We start from the raw sequence: 19,343 nt of genomic DNA, 5'->3' as shown, positions 1-19,343 counted from the left end.
CGCAATTGGACGAAGAAACACAAAATCACATTGATGTACATCCAGCCAGGTAAGCCAACTCAAAATGCTTATGTGGAGCGATTTAATCGAACAGTGCGACATGAATGGCTTGATATGCATGCATTTGAATCAGTGGAAGAAGCCCAACAACAGGCAACTGAATGGTTGTGGAATTACAACAATGAACGGCCCCACTCGGCCATTGGAGGCATTCCTCCAAGACAGTTAATGAACGTAGCTTAGGAATTTCTACGAATAACTGCTGCTAGAAATGGGGGGATTACAATTGGACTTGCAGATAAGATGCGTTGTTGGTGCAAGAATATTGGTTTGCGATGGTGTAAAGGGCTCTCACATAGCCAATTACTGTTTAGGTAAAATCCCTCTCTATCTTATAAACCTTTCACCTAGCCAGAAATACCAATTACCCATTTTGGTTAAAATTATATCTCTTTCACTTCTTTTGAAACTTTGAAGAAAATCAATTCTTATATCTGTGGGAAAAATCATAGCCATGACTAAATCTCATGGCTAAAAAAGTAACAAAGTAAAAAGTGACTGTCCTAATTAAAAGTGGCTGTCTTAAAGTCAGGTTTTAAAGTCAGGTTTTAAAGTCAGGTTTTAAAGTCAGGTTACTTTTCAGCAGAATACGGATCTTCTGCAAGGAGATACGCACGTAAATCTGCTTTTTGAGGCTGGCTTTGCAACCATTGACGAATTTCTTTGGCTTTCTTATAGGTTTCTTTGCCGAATTTGGATTCGTAAATTTCAACAAAGTTATTCAGTGCAGTTTCCTGACGAATTTTATTTTGCCAAGTTTGCGTCACAATCGCGTTCAGTGACCCTGCCAGTCCTTCTGCTTTTAAGAGTTCCCATTCTCCTTTATCCAACCAGATCCCACCGACTGAGTTACTATAATCCAAACGATGGGCGTGTTGTGCCGAAATACGAAGTTTACGCATGAGCTGGCCCGACATTGGACAGATTAGGGCTTTTCTATTATCAGCTGCATCATCCTCACATGTCACTTCAGGGTTAAATTTGTGCTCTGGGCGGCGATCCTTCCAAGAAACAAAGTCTTCTACTAATATCCAGTTTCAACCACACGATCCACAAGTATGTGCGAGAAAAGCGTCATCAATAAAGCTAGGGATAAGATTACCTTGAGAACAATTGATACATTTCATTGTATTACTTCCTTCAATGATTACTTATATTGCTAACAATTTTAAACTATCCCTCAACTCATGTCGCTCATTAGAAAAAGCGGGTATACACTAAATGTGCTCCAAGAGCACTACTATGCTCAACTAAAGGACTGTCCGTAATTGCATCATCATACCATGTGTAATCCAAACCAAATTTTGCAAACCCACCCAACGCTTGCATTTCGAAGGAAATGCCAACACCTGGATTAATCGCTTCTTCACCTTCATAGAAAGGCCGATCAATCATTGCTTCTTTTTTTTCAACACCATAGTAATAATCAACAAACTTTTCACTTAGATATTTAACGCCAAGTGAAGAAGTCATCGATACTTTCCCAAACATGAGCTCATAGTCAACTGATGCGGACAATTCGTACCCTTTATGTTTTCCAAGCACATCATGCTGCGCATTGACTCCGAAATCCCAATCACCCAGATCAATTGAGATCCCAAATCCAGCCTCTAATGTTTCATCTCTATCTTCCATCCCCCGGAAAATATCACTGTCAGATGAGTCATATTCATTAAATCTAGGCTGTGTAAGTGCATGAAAACTAAAAATTTCATTTTTGTAAATTTTATAACTGATAAATGGCCCTAAAACAGTTAGGTCTGCACCATAGTAGCCAATCAGTGGAAGCGGTACAATTTCACGCTTTTCGCCATAATAAATAGATTGGGATACACCAAGTCCAAACCCATAAAAAAAACCACCCTGATAATCTTGTAGACGGGCACCATTACCATTTTGGTCTTTTGATTCTGCCGCGAATGCATTGTGTGTACCAAGTAATACGCCTACGACTAGCGCTAAATGATACATTTGCTTTTGTTGTTTCATTCGATCACTCTCAATTTATTTCAAATAACTAAGTAGCTTTGTGCGCGAAAGTTATGAACACAGTCAAAAAGGCTACTCCATGCCGACGCTGCTCGAATCCCTACACGCTCCAATTTAGGGATGAATTCAGGAAAGGCGCTCATAACCTAATCGAAAACTAGAAATTTGTCTAGGTTTTAATATGAACTGAATAAATATAACTATTTGAAAAATATTAGTATTTAAAAAATAGGTGAGGGAAAGTGAACTTAAAGTGAAAAAGAAAAGGCTAGAAAGCCTTTTCTTTATTTGAAGCATTAGAATCGCGCACGAACACCAAGACCAAATGCATCAAAGTCACTGCCTTTGTTTTCATTTGATGTTGTTGTGTAAGTTCCAGCTAATGAAACTTGCGGAGAAACATAATAAGTTGCATTAAATGCGAATGCTTTATCATCTGTTGACAATACATCTTCACCTGCCATTGTAATATCAAGTCCAATAGACAAATCACGGTTAAAGAAGAAGTCACCTCCGATCATCCACTGATTGTCATGTACACCTTTTCCATCCAGGTCAAGCATCTTGTATTTTGCTTCTAAAGCAACCCACTGGTTTGCTGAAACAGACTTCACTGTTTTCGTGCCAATTCCCCAGTTTGTCGCATTATCGCCACCATCGACATCAACAGTTTCCACATCAGCAAAGACTGTCCACTCTTTATTCAAATAGTAGCCAGCTTCAAGGTCATAGATATTTTGATCATTATCATTGTCAATGGTTAAGTCAAAGGCAACATAGACAGGCGCACGGAAGTGATAAGTTACACCCAGACCGAATTTATCTTCGTCATCTGCATTTTCTATATCATTTCGTGTATACGAAGTACGCACATTAGAAGCTCTTGAAAGAAACTCAGCTTCTTTACGTGGTCCATTGTCAACTTTTAAACCTTCAAAGAAAAATTTTCCGTCAACAGTAATCGTATCTATATCTTGTTTGGAAAGGTCTGCCTCAGCGGTTGTGTAGCTTCCGCCAACTTCAAATTTGTATTGCTCTGCCTGAGCACCTAGGGAAAGTAGTCCTGGAATGATTAACGCTAGTAATTTTTTCATTTCTGTCTTCCTTATAACATCAATAACAATGTCGACATGAACATTGCGGTCCAATACTACAATTTTTTGACAGTTAAAAGGAAGCATATTTTTGGTTAAAAACAGTACTTTGTTGCTATTTTAAACAAAAAAACCCTCAAGCGAGGGTTTTTAGCTCATGCCATTTTAGTAATTTAAAATCTTGCACGAACTCCAAGACCAAAACCATCTGAATCAGCAGCATCATTTTCCATGGATGTTTTCGTGTAAGATGCCGTTAATGCAACTTGCGGAACCACGTAATATGATGCATTGAGGCTCATGATCTTATCTTCTGTTGAAAATACATTTTTCCCAAGTCCTTTCAATGATGCGCCGACAGATAAATCACGATTAAAGAAATAATCCGCTGCAACAAGTAGGCTATTGTCATGTGCATCCTTCCCATCCAGATCCAGACTTGTATACTCAGACTTGACTGCAATCCATTGGTTTGCCGCGGTCGGCTTCACCATCTTCGTCCCAATCGTCCAGTTTGTTTGATCTTCGATTGAGCCTTTTACATTCCTTAATTGATGATCAATTTGGGTCACATCTCCATAGACAGACCAATCTTTGTTGATATAGTATCCACCACCAAGCCGATAAGATCTTGAGTTAACTTCCACTTTATCATCTAGAACCTGACCAATTCCTAAATCCGTGTTTTTCATGTATGTAATATCTAGCTCTGCAAAAAATGGCGCTCTGAAGTGATAAGTTGCACCTAATGAATACTTGTTTAAATCTTTTAAAACATCAGTCTCGGGTGATATCTTATGAAAGCTCATACGTATATTCGATGCTTTTGATAAAAACTCTGCTTCTTTACGAGGGCCTTTACTTGCGTCAAGCCCTTCAAAGAAGAATTTACCATTGGCGGAATAAGAATCGACTTTTGCATTCGATTTATCATTTTTAAATTGACCATAGTCACCACCAACCTCAAATTTATATTCTTCAGCATTGGCAGCTGTAGCAACAATACCAGCAATTATTAGGGATAGTACTTTTTTCATTTTCTGACTCCTTTATTTCAGTCATAACGTGTATCTGTTTAACTGAAATTCATTCTAAAGAATCAATCTGAACGAAAGCTGAAGCAGTACAATGAATTAAAAAAATTATGCTCAAACGAACAAAAATAGAACAAACCGATTAGTTAACGCACAATCCGTTCGTAAGATATTCATTTTCGGTTCATTTTTGATTCATTCTTTGCGCTCATTTGAACTATCGCGCTAAAATAGTGTTTTCCATTTTCATCACTGCTAATCTATGCATCCACTAATCAATACATTTGAAGAACTCAACGAGCAACGTTCGGCCATTTCACGAAGAACACTAACTGACGATTATCCAACGCTGCATCATTATTTGGAGTCCTTATCTCAAAAAATGGGATGCAAACTCGATACTGAGTTACGATTTGTCTGTGATTTTCTCGTTATTTATGGCCGTAAGTCAGCAGGCACTTTCAATCGATTCCGAAATGAAATAGAACGATTTTGCTTGTTCTGTTGGGAAAAACTCAATAAAAGCATCTTCGAGATCCGACGTCGAGATCTAGAGCACTATATTGAGTTTGTTTGGAAGCCTGAGCTTGGTTGGGTTGGAACTTCTGTACAACAACGTTTTGTGTTGAAACAAGGACAATTCATCATCAACCCACAATGGCGACCATTTGTTGCCAAGATTGCAAAGTCAGAACTCAAAAAAGACAGCGAAAAAGAAGTTGATCCAAAAGAATACCGCATTTCTTCAGACTCATTAAATGCAACATTTACCGCTTTAAATGTCTTTTATAAACATGCCCTGCTGGAAGACCGCTGCGAAGTTAACTTTGTTCCTGTCGTCAAAAAAAACTGTCCTTATCTCATCAAAAAAACCCAAATCCGTATGCCCGAAACACTGAGTGAGTTGCAATGGGAGTATGTGTTTGGTGTTACGCAAGAAAAAGCAGAGGAAGATAAAAAGTACGAAAGAAACTTATTTTTACTCGCTTGCCTGAAGGGTTTATATCTACGCATTTCTGAAGTTTCTGAGCGACCAAATTGGACACCACTCATGAATAATTTTTGGATGGATAATGATGGCTTTTGGTTTTATCGAGTGTTAGGAAAAGGAAATAAAGTTAGGGATGTGACCCTATCTGATGACTTTTTGGATTACTTAAAGCGCTATCGACTTTATCGTGGGCTTTCACCACTTCCCTCCCCTGACGAACAAACACCAGTGATTGCAAAATTACGCGGCAGTGGCAACATGTCTTCCAGACAACTCAGACGCATTGTACAAGAAAGTTTTGACTTAGCGATTGAGCAATTAAAACTCGATGGATTTAGCGATGATGCGAATGATCTTCTTGCTGCAACAACGCACTGGCTTCGTCATACTGGTGCAACTGATGATGCTGACAAACGTCCCCTAAAGCATCTATCGGAAGATTTAGGCCATGCTTCAATGACAACAACGGATGCTGTCTATATTCAGTCAAACATTAAAGATCGTGCAAAAACAGGAAAAGGTAGGAAATTATAGCTGTACCATTTTAGGGAAATAAAACAAGTTCCTGCTAAGCTGTTCATAAGCAGAAAACTAAATAATATGGTACTGAATGACAGAATCCAAACCATGTGTCCTCGTTGTGGATAATTCACCAGAGCAGTTGACTTCTTTGCTGTCACTATTGGAAACCGAGTACCAGGTCAAGACGGCTTCAAGTGGAGAAAAAGCTATCCATTTTATTCGTGAGCAGAGTAAGCCTGATGCCGTTTTACTTGATGTTTCATTAAAGGATATGGATGGCTATGAGACCTGTCGACTTCTAAAAACGGATAATGACATGCAGTTTGTCGACATTATTTTTATCTCCTCTTACGATACTATTGATGAAAAGTTAGCAGGATACGAAGCTGGTGGAAGTGACTACGTTATCAAACCACTAAATGAGCAGGAAATCTTAAAAAAGCTCCGTGTTGCAATTCATCACAAACAAGCTCGCCAACAAGCAATTCATGAGAAGGAACAAGCAGAAGAAACGGCCATGATCGCGATGACTAGTGCCGCAGAGCTCGGTAATGCTTTTGAAGGCTTTCGTAAATGTTATTCTTGTGACACTGTCGAGACACTAGGAACACAAGTTGTTCATTCTTTGATGTCCTATGGTTTATCATCCACGATCCGTTTAGAGACTGAGGTCGGCCATCATTATTATAATCATGGTGATCAACCTATATCTGCCTTAGAGAAGGAACTCATTGACCTTTGCCGTAAAAAAGGCCGTATATTTGAATATAAAAACCGACTGATCATTAATTTTCATAACTTGGCTGTCCTTATCCCTAACTTACCTGATGAAGACTTCAAACGTGGACGGATCAGAGACAATATTGCAATCTTTTTGGCAAGTGTTTCCGAGCGGCTGCGTGCAATCGAATATGAAGATTTATATAAAGGTCACCAAAAGGAACTTTCACAACTGACGCATGATATTGTCGGTATGATGGAAGACTTATCAAAGTTAGAAAGCATGCAGAAAGAATGTGGTATGCGAATTATGGATGATCTGAGTGACAAAATAGAACATCTACTGACCGAATTACATATCACTGAATCCCAAGAAAAAGCTATTCTTGCCCCTATTCATCAAGCACATGATGCCATGCTTGCCAACTTCGAATACGGTGTTGAGGTTGATCAACAGCTCCATGAACTATGCGAACGATTGGAAAAGTACCAATAATAAATAGTAGACAACAATAGTATCAGACTGTCCTATTGTGAGTGCTCCGATTGAAGTTTCATCATCTTATATAGCAACATAAAAACTCATTTTTTTATCTTAAAGAAAGCTTAACTTTCTGAATAACCTCTTCAACCAAATTTTCAATCGATTTTTCTCTTTCAAGATGGAAAATTGAATCTGTTGTTACGTGCTTTTTTGAGCAAATGGATTTGGATAAGGTGGATATGGAATTACCTACAATTGATTCAATGCAAAATTTGACAATAAGAAGGGTATGCTGTTGGCGAGACAACATGTTTCCAGACGTGTCGCCTGATGAGGTGACACGTCTGATATGTCAGTGGTTATTGGCCGTTGAGCAGCTTCGCTGTCCCAACTTCAACACGTGTTTTTAACTTCTGGCCCGGTCGAAAAGTCACAACACGGCGTGCGGAAATTGGAATATCCTCGCCGGTTTTAGGGTTCCGTCCAGGTCTCTCATTCTTTTTTCGAAGATCGAAGTTACCGAAACCAGAAAGCTTAACTTGCTCCCCAGCTTCCAACGCTGAGCGAACCTCTTCAAAGAAAGATTCCACGATCTCTTTCGCGTCTCTCTTATTAAGGCCCACCTTCATACATAAGTGCTCTGCAATATCGGCTTTGGTAAGCGCCATAGTTAGTCCCTCAGCGATGCTTTAAACTGTTCAGACATTGATTCAACCACCCGATCAACTACGTCATTGATATCCTTTTCCTCCAAGGTACGCTCCTTATCCTGCAGTGTAAGGGCAATCGCAAGGCTCTTTTGCCCAGGCTCAATACCCTGACCGGTATATATATCGAACAATTTTAGGTCAACTAGTTGATTTCCGCCAACTTTTCTTATCGCTGATAAAACCTGGCCTGCAGCCACATTTTCATCCACGATCAAGGCGATATCACGGCGGTTAGCCGGGAACTTAGAAACACTTTCAGAAACAGGGAGTTGACGCTGTTCTATCTTGTCTAAATCTAGCTCAAAAACAAAGGTGCGACCATGTAATCCAAGCTTTCTTTCATGCTCTGGATGAACTGATCCGATGAGTCCAACTTTTTCATTATTTCTATAGATCGATGCTGACTGACCAGGATGAAGAGATTCATGCTCCTCAGCAACGAACTCAAAGCTGTTTAGATCATTCGTTTTTGCAAGGATTGCTTCAACATCACCTTTTAGGTCGAAATAATCAACCGGACGTGCTTCCATCCCCCAATGCTCGTCATTGATCGTTCCAGCAATAATCCCACTCAAGACACGCTCCTGGCGAACGCCATTTTCAGCGTTTTCGTCTTGAATATAACGTAGACCCTGCTCAAAGAGGCGGACACGTGGTTGCTGACGCTTCTGGTTGTAAACGACTGTCTGAATCAAACCAGGGAATAAACTCACTCGCATGACTGACATATCGGCAGAAATTGGGTGTGGCAGCGTAATACTTGGTATAGATGGATGCAAACGAGACTGTGCTTTTGGATCGACGAAACTGTAGGTGATCACTTCTTGGAATCCGCGCGAAATCAGAGTCTGACTGAAAGCATATATATTGACTCTTGCTTCCTGCTGGCGTGTCATAGTTAACGAAGCGACAGGCGCTGTATTTGGAATATTGTTGTATCCATAAACACGTGCAACTTCTTCAATCAAATCTTCTTCAATTGAGATGTCGAAACGATAGGCAGGAACCAACACAGACCAACCATTTTCATTCGCTTTGAGTGAAAACCCAAGGCACTGCATGATTTCTTCAATACGTGCTTCTGGAAGCGAAACACCTAAAACGTGCGCAATCCGTGCATGGCGTAGTTCAACGGTTTTATCTGCTGGAATGTGAGCCCCAGAAACCGCTTCTGTCACAGGGCCAGCTTCACCACCAACGATGTCGAGAAGAAGCTCGGTTGCTCTTTCCATTGCACGACGCTGCAACTGTGGATCAACCCCTCTCTCATAACGATGAGATGCATCCGTATGTAAACCATACGAGCGTGCTTTACCTGCAATAGCGGTCGGTGCAAAGAATGCACTTTCAAGGAAGATGTTGTGTGAACTTTCAGTAACACCAGTACCTTCACCACCAAAAATACCCGCCATTGCAACTGCTTTTTTCTCATCTGCGATCAATAGTGTATTTTCGTTAAGCTCTACCGTATTCCCATCAAGTAATGTCAGCGACTCTTGTGGACGAGAATAACGAACAACAATACCGCCTTCCAATTGATCCAAATCGAAAGCATGCATCGGATGCCCAAGCTCTAATAAAACGTAATTTGTTACATCAACGACTGGATCGATAGCACGGACACCACTGCGACGTAGTTTTTCCATCATCCATAATGGCGTTGTTGCTGTAGGGTTGATATCACGGATCACTCGACCTAAATAACGTGGACATGCTTCCGGTGCATCTAACTGAATCGGTAACGTATCATCGATCGATGGTTGAATGTGCTTTTCCTCAGGCTGCAACACAGGCATGTTATTGAGTACACCAACCTCACGCGCAAGACCTAGCATACCTAAACAGTCTGAGCGATTTGGTGTTAAGTCAACATCAATACTCACATCATCAAGTTTGAGATATTCACGGGCACACTGACCAACTGGCGCATCTTCTGGCAATTCCATAATCCCTGGAGATGAATCGGCAAGCCCAAGCTCCGATTCGCTACACAACATACCATTTGACGGCTCTCCGCGTAATTTAGTCTTCTTGATCTTAAAATTACCAGGTAAAACTGCACCAACTTTGGCAACAAATACTTTGATACCCAGACGACAGTTTTTTGCACCGCAGACGATGTCATGGAGTTCACCATCACCGGTATCAACTTTTGTCACTTGTAATTTATCTGCATTGGGATGCTGCCCACACTCGACAACTTGACCAACAACAACATTGGTAAACTCGCCAGCGACAGGCTCAACACCATCCACTTCAAGACCAGCCATAGACAGCTGCTCAGATAATGCTTCGGTAGAAATTGCAGGGTTTACCCACTCTCTTAACCATTGTTCACTGAATTTCATGGACGGGTATTCCTTATCTGAATTGTTTCAAGAAGCGCAGATCATTTTCGAAAAATGCGCGAAGGTCGGTCACTCCATAGCGGAGCATCGTGAGGCGTTCGACACCCATGCCAAATGCAAAGCCTGTGTAACGCTCAGCGTCAATACCAACACCTTCAAGAACTTTCGGGTGAACCATGCCACAACCAAGAACTTCAAGCCATTTACCATTTTTTCCACGCACATCGACTTCAGCAGATGGCTCAGTAAATGGGAAATAAGATGGTCTAAAGCGTACTTCTAGATCTTCTTCGAAGAAATTCGTTAAGAAATCGTTTAAGATGCCTTTTAAATCAGAAAAACGGATGTTTTCATCGACCATCAGCCCTTCAACCTGATGGAACATCGGTGTATGCGTCTGATCGTAATCATTTCGATAAACACGACCAGGAGAAATGATGCGAAGTGGAGGTTGTTCATTTTCCATCGTTCGAATTTGAACACTGGAAGTCTGGGTCCGCAGCACAAGCTCCGGATTGAAGAAAAATGTGTCATGATCTGCACGAGCAGGATGGTGCTCAGGGATATTGAGTGCATCGAAGTTATGGTAAGTATCCTCGACTTCAGGACCATATTTAGTCTGAAAACCAAGTTCACCAAAGAAAGACTCTATACGCTCTATTGTTCTCGTAACTGGATGCTGACCACCTGTAGGCATCAAACGTCCAGTTGCAGTAACGTCAATTCGCTCAGCTGCTAGCTTTTCACGTAGTTGCGCTTGTTGTAGGAACTCTCGACGTGCATTGATGCTTTGCATAACCGCTTGCTTTGCAACGTTGATCTGCTGCCCTGCCGATTTTCTTTCCTCTGGCGCAAGGCTGCCGAGAGATTTAAGTAACTCCGTTATCTCTCCTTTCTTACCAAGGTACTGAACGCGTACCTCATCCAAAGCATTTAAATCTGCAGCATTCGCTACTGACTGTTCAGCTTGTTGGATTATTGCTTCTAGATTCATTTTTTTCCTCAATCGACACCGTCTGGTGCTAACCCAATAAACATGACTACTTTTTCAAGCAACACAGCAAGTCTTTTATGTGTGTCCCCGAAGGAGATGTTTAATCATTTCGCAAACTGCTTATTTTACACAACAAATGAGCTTTTCCGCTACGATTAAATCTTAAGAACCTCCCTTCCGCTGATAAAATTGATTGCAAAGTACAAATTACCAACAAAATTGAGTTTGAATGAGGAACAAGCCGCTATCTATAACTGGAGAATGGATTTAATAAATGGGATCGTCAGCTTTCTTTTTTGTTCAATCGAAGCCTGATCGAGTTGATCCAGCATTGAAACGAGAGAACGCATATGACGATTTTGACGAGAGAGTAAAAATCGTGCCGTGTCATCGGATAACTCAAGACCTCTTAAGTGAGCACGACGAATTAAAGCAGATTGCTTTTGTTCATCTGTGAGTGGGTAAATTTTATAAGTGAGGCCCCATTGTAACCGAGAAATGAGATCAGGCAATCGAAAATGTAAATTATCTGGCGTTTCTTCACCTGCAATAATGAGTGTCTTGGCTTGCTCTTGAAGCCTGTTGAATAAATTGAATAATGCAATTTCCCATGAAGCATGACCAGCAATACGTTCAACACCATCCAGACAAATCACATCCATATGTTCAAGTCCTTCAATCATACTCACGTCTGTCGCAAGCAAGGACTCTCCATCAAGAAGAATGTTATTGAGACCTGCTTCTTGTGCCGAAACGCAGCAAGCATACAATAAATGCGACTTACCCGAACCCGGCTTTCCACCAATATAAGTTAATGAGAACTGTCTGGGAAAAGAACTCGTCACCTGTTTTAAATGCGATAAAAGCTGTTCATTGCCACCAGCGTGAAAGCTTTCAAATGTTTCATCATCTGGTAAGGTAACTGGAAGAGCAAACTGCGCAGGGAACATCAATCTAACCTTGCCAAATCAAATGATAATCATCCTGACTTTCATCCATCATCGCAGGCTCCTGCATAAAGCGACGGTCCAATTTTAAGTTGTGTTGAAAATCCTTGACTTGACCAAACAGCTTGAGTTGAAGATGCATCGTGTCTCCGACGAACCGGACAACTTTGACTGACGCAACTGCCTGCATCGCTAAAAGCACCTTTTCGACCTGAATAAAATCATTAACATCAGTAATTTGGCTCACAGTAACGAGAAGCTGTTTCCCAGTCACAGACACTTCAACAGCATATTGCTCAGCCATTTGATCCATCAGTTGATTATATAAATTAGCGATAGCTTCTTCTTCAGAGATACCCGTTGCAGTTGAGATCCCTTTCCCCCATTCATAAACGCTTCCCTCAGCAACATAAACCAAGCTAGGCTCTGCTTGATCTTCATTTTGGGCTGCATGGCTATCAGCTGACGATTTCCTTGTAAACAAACGTCCAATAAAATGCAAGTCAGCTTCATACCGAGCAGAACCTTCCACGATAGAGCGATCAAAACGCCCCCAAATGTCCGTTGTCGAAACTCGCATCACATCATCAAGATCCATTAATGGAATGACAACAGGAATCGCTCGTTGTTTACTGATACGCGTAACTACCTGTTGGAGTTGGCTTTTTGATGCTGATGACAAGATGGTTCTTTCTTTCGTACCAGGTGTCTCCTTGGCAAGCCAGAACAATACACGTGGACGACGCTTCCCCATGATTGGATAACCATGATTTTTCAAAAGAGAGTTGACTTTTTGTTTATCCACTTCAGCTTCAAAATAAAGCTGGCTATCCGCACCTCGCTTATACTGAAAACGAGTAATATAATTTGTACTCTTTTTTAATTGTGCTTGAATCGCGTGATCTGTATGAAAATCCCATTTCCCGGAGACTTTCAGTAATACAGCTTTGAGAACATCTTTTTCAGCACGTAATTTTGCTTCGTTGGATTGTTCCTCCACCTGAATTTCAGCGCGATACAGGTCATGGATAACAACAGAGGCTGATACAGGAAAATGAGCTATCAGTACAAAGAGAAAAACAGTTTTTATAATTGATTTGATCACGGAACAAGTCTGTCCTTTAGCATTCAGCTATCATGCGCGCATAATAGCGAATAATTCATTACGATACAAAGTCTGGATAGCATCAATACAAGAACATTCCTATCGAGAAGCTCAACGTTGTTGATGTTGTTCTAAAAAAGCTTCTTTTTCTGCTTGCGAAGCTTTATTCCACCAGAAGTTTAGCATTTCAAGTGCTTGAGTCGATTGCGCTTGTGATAGCTGTCGTTGTGTTTGTTGTTGCGCCATCGATGCATTAAGCGAACGATCTAAACGCGATAACAGTGTTTCTGTTTCATTTTTCTTTCTTACCAGTTGAATGGGAATACTCTGCCCTGTATCCGTCGTGAGATTTACTTGTGGTTTTTGTGCAAATGCACGGGCTTGCTCTTGTGTCTCCAGTGCTGTGTGGCTCAACTGGACATCTTGATCTGTTAAAAGATGGAAAGATATCCCAAACGGAGCAGAACGAAAAACGACATGATCATCTTCATCCGACTCAATCAATGTTTTGAAAGTCATGAGGACTTTATGTTGACCTTTATCGATTGAAAATTCGGTTAGGTTTGAAAAAAAGCCATGTTCGATTTTTTTTCCATCAATAGAAAGAACTTGAATACTCTCTGGAACTGTAAAATTTGCCGCATGAGTAGATAAGCTCAGTGCAAATACCGATGTAAAAACAGAAACTCGGTAAATGATCCTTCTCACAGCGCTGATCATAACCCCAACTCCCCTTATTTTTATCATTGCTAGTCAAGCCCAAATGAGAAGATAATCACCGGATACCTGATCACCCTCTTCGTTGCAAGCCGTTGCTTCCGGACACAATGTACCAGTATCTCTGCTGCCGATCAAACCACTTGGCTTCTTCTCAATTGGACGCTAGAATACTGGATAAAAATACAGATAACAAGATTGAATGACCCATGCGCCTGTTTATCGCTGAAAAACCCAGCTTAGCCCGAGCAATCGTCGCTGCTCTCCCTAAACCACATCAAAAAAATGATGGCTATATCAAAGTGGCAAATGGAGACTGTGTCAGCTGGTGTATTGGCCATTTGCTTGAGCAGGCAGAACCTGATGTCTATGACCCGAAATATCAGCAATGGCGTTTAGAGCATTTGCCCATTGTCCCACAGACTTGGCAATTACAACCAAAATCAAAGACAAAAAAACAGCTCGGTATATTAAAAAGGCTCATCAAACAAGCAACGCAGCTTGTTCATGCAGGCGATCCAGACCGAGAAGGACAGCTTTTGGTCGATGAAGTCATCCATTATTGTCAGGTCCCCGCTCACAAGGTATCGTCAATGCAGCGCTGTCTGATTAGCGATCTCAATGTCAGTGCTGTCAAAAGTTCTCTCAATCAGCTCAAAGCAAATCGCGATTTTATTCCTTTATCAACCTCAGCGCTTGCAAGATCTCGTGCAGACTGGCTCTATGGCATCAACCTGACACGCGCATGCACCATACAAGGGCGGCAATCTGGTTATCAAGGTGTGCTTTCAATTGGCCGTGTTCAAACCCCGATACTTGGTCTAATTGTCCAGCGAGATAAGACAATCGATAACTTTCAGTCAAAGCCTTTTTTTGAGGTCTTTGCTCACCTCAAGACACAGGACAATGTCAGCTTCATCGCAAAATGGCAGCCGAGTGAAAGCTGTCAGCCCCATATGGATGAAGAAGGGAGAGTACTCAATAAAGCTTTAGCAGATCATGTGGTAAAACGGATCACAAACCAACCCGGCCTTATAAAAGAGAGTACTAGAAAGAAAAAAAACCAAGCCCCGCCACTCCCCTACAATCTATCATCCCTACAAATTGATGCGGCAAAACAGTTCGGGATGAGTGCCAAACAAGTTCTGGATACCTGTCAAAATTTATACGAAAAACATAAACTAATTACCTATCCACGTTCAGACTGCCGATATCTCCCTTTGGCACATTTTAATCAGGCAAAGCAAATCACACAGCGTATTTTTCATCACTGTAAAAGTTTGTCATTTGCACAACAAGAGATTGACCTCAATCGAAAAAGCAAAGCCTGGAATGACAAAAACGTTGATGCACATCACGCGATAATTCCGACGGAACGACAAATGGATATGGTTCGATTATCCACCTACGAGCAACAAGTCTACACACTGATTGCAACACAATATCTGATGCAATTCTATCAAGCTTGGCAATATGAGGAACAAAGCGTCTCCGTAGAAATTCAAGGTGGTCTATTTAAATCGAACCGCAAAATCACAATCGACCTTGGTTGGAAGCGATTACTTACATCACAATCAATCAAAGAAGAAAAAGAAACGGAAAAAGGACTTCCACCACTACAAAAAGGGGATCCCGTTCATTGTCAACAAGGAGAACTCGCCGAGAAAGAAACACAAGCGCCCAAGCCATTTACCGATGCATCTCTCTTAAGTGCAATGACGGGGATTGCCAGGTTTGTAAAAGACCCAGCGATTAAAAAAATTCTTCGAGAGACAGATGGGCTGGGGACAGAAGCAACACGAGCCGGGATTATCGAGCTCCTGTTTAAACGGCAGTTTTTGTCACGACAAGGAAAGCAAATCCGTGCAACGGAAATAGGAAAACAACTGATCCAAAGTTTACCAGAGCCCATGACTTTGCCAGATATGACAGCTCAATGGGAATCACAACTCAATGCAATTAGCCAAAAAGAAGCAAATTATGCAAGCTTTATAGGACCACTCACTAATACACTTCAAACACTCATTCAGCAGATCAACCCAAATGCATTCCATGAATTAAAAGGCAAAGGAACACGACCTAAACAGTCCCGACACCGCTATCGGAAAAAGACACGTCATTGAGCAACGCCAAGACGAAGCTTTACATTTATACACGCTTTTTTGAACATATCGTTTGATAGGGTTATAGATTGAGAATGGATAAATATATGGGTATCTAACCAAAACCGTTCGCTTTCATTGAACTTTTTTATACGCCCCTTTTTAGAATGATATATGCTATTTCAAGCACTTCTAGAAACAAGTCCGTATCTGTTTCAGATGAATCACAACTTTTGTATGAAAAAATAGTAGATCTCTCCATTCTTCGTGATAGAATCGAGAGACGTTTAGACATCCAGACATTGAGAATGAAAGATATCCGTAGCATTTTAAGTTTATCGCCTTTGCTTCTCTTCCTTGCAATTTTTGTAGGGAATGGGCTTTATCATCAAGCACAAGGCACAGAGTACGCCTTCTATCAGTTGAGCGCTCCCGTCGCAATTATCCCCGCAATTATTCTTGCGGTACTCATCAGTCGCCTTCGCGTCAACGAATCAATAGAAAAATTTATTAGTGGCTGTGGTCATAGCAATATTATGGCCATGTGCCTTATCTTCCTTCTTGCTGGTGCGTTCACAGCTGTCAATAAAGCAACTGGTGGTACGGAGGCAACTATCGCATTAGGATTGCAAGTGATCCCTGAGAGTTTCCTACTGCCTGGTATTTTTATTGTTGCTGCATTTATCGCAACGGCTATGGGGACATCCATGGGAACAATCGCTGCCGTAGCCCCGATTGCACTGGGTGTTGCGACTTCAGCATCGCTCGATCCACTCTGGGTTGCAGGCGCTGTCTTAGGCGGTGCTATTTTTGGCGATAACTTGTCAATTATTTCTGATACAACAATAGCAGCAACCCGCTCTCAAGGCAGTGAAATGAAAGATAAGTTCAAGGAAAATGCTTGGATTGCGATTCCTGCTGCACTTGTTTGTATTCCAATATTTTATGTGCTTTCTGGTACGACCGAAGTCACAGCACCAAGCGTTGAAAACCCATGGCTTGCATTGCCTTATCTCTTGATCTTGATCTTTGCTGTCGCTGGTGTGAATGTGTTTATCGTTCTAACACTTGGGATCTTACTCTCAGGTGGTATGGCAATTGCGGGTGGTGAATACGGCTTCATCCAGTTTGGTAAAGATATCTACGCTGGATTTACCAACATGCAGGAAATTTTTATTCTTTCAATTTTGATTGGTGGTCTTGGAGAAATCATCCGTGCCAATGGTGGCTTTAACGCAATCCGACAATTTATTGAATGGTTTATTCAAAAAGCAAACGGCAAAAAGTCAGTCGCAGAGCTTGGCCTTGGAACATTTGCAGCATTAACAAACGTCTGTACAGCGAACAATACGGTAGCCATTGTCATCTGTGGTGATGTTGCAAGAGACGTCGCGCAAAAAAATGATATCACTCCCAAAAGAAGTGCAAGCTTACTCGATATCTTCGCCTGTGTGATCCAAGGTCTACTTCCTTATGCTGCTCAGGTATTATTGTTAGGCTCTTTGTTTAAACTCAACCCAATCGAGATTGTGACGCATAACATCTATGGTGTTGCACTTGCTGCTTCTGCAATCATTACAATATTTCTACGCAAAAGAACAGCTTAATCCCCTTCATCCGCCCTACTTCGGTAGGGCATTTCTCTATAGTCTCCGCTTTCGATTAATTTTACTCATGAAAAAATTCGTGATTTATTAAAATATGTATTTATAATGCATATTTTAATATCTGAATCCATCGAGAGTTGTTGCCATGATACAGATCACAGATACAAAGCAGGAAGAGCAGATGCCTGCACTATTTCGCCTTGCCTTTCGTCCGTTTTTTCTGTTAGGCGCTTTTTTCAGTCTCCTCGCGATGATTGTCTGGGGAAGCTTTTGGCATGGGCAAATACTTCTTTCCCCATATGGTGGCTATTTTTGGTGGCACCAACATGAAATGCTATTTGGCTTTACAACAGCCATTATTGTTGGCTTTCTCTTCACTGCTGTTCAAACTTGGACTGGCATTAGAGGCTTACGGGGTAAACCACTTGCGAGTCTTGTTTTCCTTTGGATATTCGGTCGCGCACTCATTGGATTTCCTGAACAACTTCCGATGCAATTTATCGCTATCATTGATCTCAGCTTTCTCCCTGTTGCTGGGCTGATATTGGCACGATACGTTGTGGCTGTTCGACAATGGCGCAATTTTATCTTTATACCACTACTCACTTTACTTACTATCGCCAATGCACAGATGCATTGGGGAGTATATAGCGCACAGGCACAGTGGATAACACAAGGCGCACATAGTGCAGTCATGATCATCACTTTAGTCATGACTGTGATGGGCGGGCGCGTGATCCCATTTTTTACTGCTCGTGGACTAAAGAAAGATAAGCCTGAGCCAATCACAGTTTTAGAGTATATGTCTCAAGGTGGTGTACTTCTGCTTTGCCTCACATCATTGTTTGGTGGTTTCGAAACGCTTCCAGATAAACTACTGGCAGGTTTATTTTTTATCGCGGCATCTGCACAAAGTATCAGGTTTTTACGTTGGCGTCCCTGGCAAACCTATTGTGTTCCACTTTTATGGTCATTGCATGCAAGCTTTGGATTTGTCACTGTCGGCCTTTGGCTATGGGGAGCATACTTTGCAGGAATGCTTCCAAGCCCCACGTTTGGGATACATGCTATCACCGTTGGGGGTATGGGCGGGATGATCCTTGCGATGATGAGTCGCGTTTCTCTGGGCCACACAGGGCGCTCTCTTGTTCCACCAACTCCGATTGTGGTTGGCTTTTTTGCAATGGCCACTGCTGCATTCATTCGAGCAATTTTCCCAACACTTTGGCCTACATTGAATCATTATGCCTATTCTCTCAGTATCGGCTTATGGGTCATCGCGTATGGACTATTTCTCATTTGTTATACAAAAATGCTATGCCAACCACGCTTGGATGGTCGACCAGGGTGAAGAAAATTGTTAGGGTGAGTCCAAAATGGCAAACTCAGGGCAAAAAACATGAGCTATCTAGCAATAAAACACATTCATATGATGACAGCAGGGATAAGTTTAATCTTATTTATGCTGCGAGCTTATTGGTCTGTGGTCAACTCCCCACAACTCCAGCGGAAGTGGGTAAAGATACTCCCACATATCAATGATACAGTCTTGCTCGGCTGTGCGATTTACTTAATGATGTTGCTGCAAGCCTGGCCGACAGAACAACCTTGGGTCGCAGCCAAAATCACCGCGCTGATACTTTATATTGGCATTGGTATTTTCGCGATTAAGCGTGGAAAAACACCACAGACTCGCGCAATTGCAGCGATGATGGCAATTGGCTGCTTCATTTACATCGTAGGTACAGCTATCACACATCACCCAATGTCATGGCTGATGCTGATGTAACATCTCCAATTCACTTCCATCATTGTACTAAAAATCAGGGATATCCCTGACACCATATTATTCATCGTTGAACATACTTCTCATCAGAGCAATATTGCTCTGATGAGAACCATCTAACACGCCAACTAGA

At 41.6% G+C, this 19,343-nt stretch carries 17 protein-coding genes; 7 read left to right on the top strand and 10 right to left on the bottom strand.

The features are described 5' to 3' along the window. Positions 1-243, top strand: a 243-nt coding sequence (locus C505_RS0111335; RefSeq protein WP_018692729.1) for an integrase core domain-containing protein, incomplete at its 5' end; no start/stop codon positions are given. A 389-nt stretch (positions 244-632) separates the two neighbouring features. On the opposite strand, the gene C505_RS24740 is transcribed toward C505_RS0111335, so the two are convergent. The 4 genes from C505_RS24740 to C505_RS0111310 all read right to left on the bottom strand — a co-directional run bounded on the left by C505_RS24740 (position 633) and on the right by C505_RS0111310 (position 4,180). Continuing rightward, entirely contained in the window at positions 633-962 is a 330-nt protein-coding gene (locus tag C505_RS24740) for a TFIIB-type zinc ribbon-containing protein (protein WP_245556355.1), read from the bottom strand. 295 nt (positions 963-1,257) lie between these two features. Then, positions 1,258-2,049 carry a MipA/OmpV family protein gene (locus C505_RS0111320; protein ID WP_018692726.1) on the bottom strand — a complete coding sequence of 264 codons (792 nt, stop codon included), beginning with the start codon at positions 2,047-2,049 and terminating at the stop codon, positions 1,258-1,260. Between the two features lie 296 nt (positions 2,050-2,345). Beyond that, positions 2,346-3,143 carry a porin gene (locus C505_RS0111315; RefSeq protein ID WP_018692725.1) on the bottom strand — a complete coding sequence of 266 codons (798 nt, stop codon included), beginning with the start codon at positions 3,141-3,143 and terminating at the stop codon, positions 2,346-2,348. Between the two features lie 173 nt (positions 3,144-3,316). Next, a complete protein-coding gene (locus C505_RS0111310) occupies positions 3,317-4,180 on the bottom strand; it encodes a putative porin (RefSeq protein ID WP_018692724.1) in 864 nt (287 codons plus the stop codon). A 259-nt stretch (positions 4,181-4,439) separates the two neighbouring features. Here C505_RS0111310 and C505_RS0111305 point away from each other — a divergent pair, with 259 nt between their 5' ends. Further along, positions 4,440-5,702, top strand: coding sequence for a tyrosine-type recombinase/integrase (locus C505_RS0111305; protein ID WP_018692723.1), 1,263 nt, complete (start codon positions 4,440-4,442; stop codon positions 5,700-5,702). Between the two features lie 76 nt (positions 5,703-5,778). Next, positions 5,779-6,906 (top strand): response regulator, encoded by a 1,128-nt coding sequence (locus C505_RS0111300; protein ID WP_018692722.1) that lies wholly within the window; start codon positions 5,779-5,781, stop codon positions 6,904-6,906. Positions 6,907-7,253: 347 nt separating this feature from the next. On the opposite strand, the gene C505_RS0111290 is transcribed toward C505_RS0111300, so the two are convergent. The 6 genes from C505_RS0111290 to C505_RS0111265 form a co-directional block, all read right to left on the bottom strand. Further along, positions 7,254-7,562 (bottom strand): integration host factor subunit alpha, encoded by a 309-nt coding sequence (locus tag C505_RS0111290; RefSeq protein ID WP_018692720.1) that lies wholly within the window; start codon positions 7,560-7,562, stop codon positions 7,254-7,256. Between the two features lie 2 nt (positions 7,563-7,564). Next, on the bottom strand, positions 7,565-9,952 hold the full coding sequence (gene pheT / locus C505_RS0111285) for a phenylalanine--tRNA ligase subunit beta (protein WP_018692719.1): 2,388 nt from the start codon (positions 9,950-9,952) through the stop codon (positions 7,565-7,567). Positions 9,953-9,965: 13 nt separating this feature from the next. Then, a complete protein-coding gene (pheS, locus tag C505_RS0111280; protein ID WP_018692718.1) occupies positions 9,966-10,946 on the bottom strand; it encodes a phenylalanine--tRNA ligase subunit alpha in 981 nt (326 codons plus the stop codon). 248 nt (positions 10,947-11,194) lie between these two features. Beyond that, positions 11,195-11,896: a DnaA regulatory inactivator Hda gene (gene hda, locus C505_RS0111275; protein ID WP_018692717.1), complete on the bottom strand. Its 702-nt coding sequence runs from the start codon at positions 11,894-11,896 to the stop codon at positions 11,195-11,197. 4 nt (positions 11,897-11,900) lie between these two features. Beyond that, positions 11,901-12,998: a DUF2066 domain-containing protein gene (locus C505_RS0111270; RefSeq protein WP_018692716.1), complete on the bottom strand. Its 1,098-nt coding sequence runs from the start codon at positions 12,996-12,998 to the stop codon at positions 11,901-11,903. A gap of 111 nt (positions 12,999-13,109) precedes the next feature. Beyond that, positions 13,110-13,718, bottom strand: coding sequence for a DUF2057 domain-containing protein (locus C505_RS0111265; protein WP_018692715.1), 609 nt, complete (start codon positions 13,716-13,718; stop codon positions 13,110-13,112). A 206-nt stretch (positions 13,719-13,924) separates the two neighbouring features. Here C505_RS0111265 and C505_RS22150 point away from each other — a divergent pair, with 206 nt between their 5' ends. The 4 genes from C505_RS22150 to C505_RS0111245 all read left to right on the top strand — a co-directional run bounded on the left by C505_RS22150 (position 13,925) and on the right by C505_RS0111245 (position 19,213). Further along, positions 13,925-15,838 carry a DNA topoisomerase III gene (locus C505_RS22150; protein ID WP_018692714.1) on the top strand — a complete coding sequence of 638 codons (1,914 nt, stop codon included), beginning with the start codon at positions 13,925-13,927 and terminating at the stop codon, positions 15,836-15,838. 287 nt (positions 15,839-16,125) lie between these two features. Then, the gene (locus C505_RS0111255; RefSeq protein WP_018692713.1) at positions 16,126-17,424 is read left to right on the top strand and encodes a Na+/H+ antiporter NhaC family protein; all 1,299 of its coding nucleotides are present in this window, start codon (positions 16,126-16,128) and stop codon (positions 17,422-17,424) included. A gap of 145 nt (positions 17,425-17,569) precedes the next feature. Beyond that, on the top strand, positions 17,570-18,775 hold the full coding sequence (locus tag C505_RS0111250; protein ID WP_018692712.1) for an NnrS family protein: 1,206 nt from the start codon (positions 17,570-17,572) through the stop codon (positions 18,773-18,775). Positions 18,776-18,823: 48 nt separating this feature from the next. Next, positions 18,824-19,213 (top strand): SirB2 family protein, encoded by a 390-nt coding sequence (locus C505_RS0111245; protein ID WP_026317901.1) that lies wholly within the window; start codon positions 18,824-18,826, stop codon positions 19,211-19,213. Positions 19,214-19,343: the final 130 nt, after the last annotated feature.

This window comes from Algicola sagamiensis DSM 14643 (assembly GCF_000374485.1).
GTDB lineage: Bacteria > Pseudomonadota > Gammaproteobacteria > Enterobacterales > Alteromonadaceae > Algicola > Algicola sagamiensis.
Note: the sequence above shows the minus strand (reverse complement) of the source record. Positions and strands in the feature narration are given on the sequence as shown.

Bases quoted from the DNA above. Each gene is read 5' to 3' on its own strand.
- C505_RS24740 (WP_245556355.1), bottom strand. From the start codon at position 962: ATGCGTAAACTTCGTATTTCGGCACAACACGCCCATCGTTTGGATTAT.
- C505_RS0111320 (WP_018692726.1), bottom strand. From the start codon at position 2,049: ATGAAACAACAAAAGCAAATGTATCATTTAGCGCTAGTCGTAGGCGTA.
- C505_RS0111315 (WP_018692725.1), bottom strand. From the start codon at position 3,143: ATGAAAAAATTACTAGCGTTAATCATTCCAGGACTACTTTCCCTAGGT.
- C505_RS0111310 (WP_018692724.1), bottom strand. From the start codon at position 4,180: ATGAAAAAAGTACTATCCCTAATAATTGCTGGTATTGTTGCTACAGCT.
- C505_RS0111305 (WP_018692723.1), top strand. From the start codon at position 4,440: ATGCATCCACTAATCAATACATTTGAAGAACTCAACGAGCAACGTTCG.
- C505_RS0111300 (WP_018692722.1), top strand. From the start codon at position 5,779: ATGACAGAATCCAAACCATGTGTCCTCGTTGTGGATAATTCACCAGAG.
- C505_RS0111290 (WP_018692720.1), bottom strand. From the start codon at position 7,562: ATGGCGCTTACCAAAGCCGATATTGCAGAGCACTTATGTATGAAGGTG.
- pheT (WP_018692719.1), bottom strand. From the start codon at position 9,952: ATGAAATTCAGTGAACAATGGTTAAGAGAGTGGGTAAACCCTGCAATT.
- pheS (WP_018692718.1), bottom strand. From the start codon at position 10,946: ATGAATCTAGAAGCAATAATCCAACAAGCTGAACAGTCAGTAGCGAAT.
- hda (WP_018692717.1), bottom strand. From the start codon at position 11,896: ATGTTCCCTGCGCAGTTTGCTCTTCCAGTTACCTTACCAGATGATGAA.
- C505_RS0111265 (WP_018692715.1), bottom strand. From the start codon at position 13,718: ATGATCAGCGCTGTGAGAAGGATCATTTACCGAGTTTCTGTTTTTACA.
- C505_RS22150 (WP_018692714.1), top strand. From the start codon at position 13,925: ATGCGCCTGTTTATCGCTGAAAAACCCAGCTTAGCCCGAGCAATCGTC.
- C505_RS0111255 (WP_018692713.1), top strand. From the start codon at position 16,126: ATGAAAGATATCCGTAGCATTTTAAGTTTATCGCCTTTGCTTCTCTTC.
- C505_RS0111250 (WP_018692712.1), top strand. From the start codon at position 17,570: ATGATACAGATCACAGATACAAAGCAGGAAGAGCAGATGCCTGCACTA.
- C505_RS0111245 (WP_026317901.1), top strand. From the start codon at position 18,824: ATGAGCTATCTAGCAATAAAACACATTCATATGATGACAGCAGGGATA.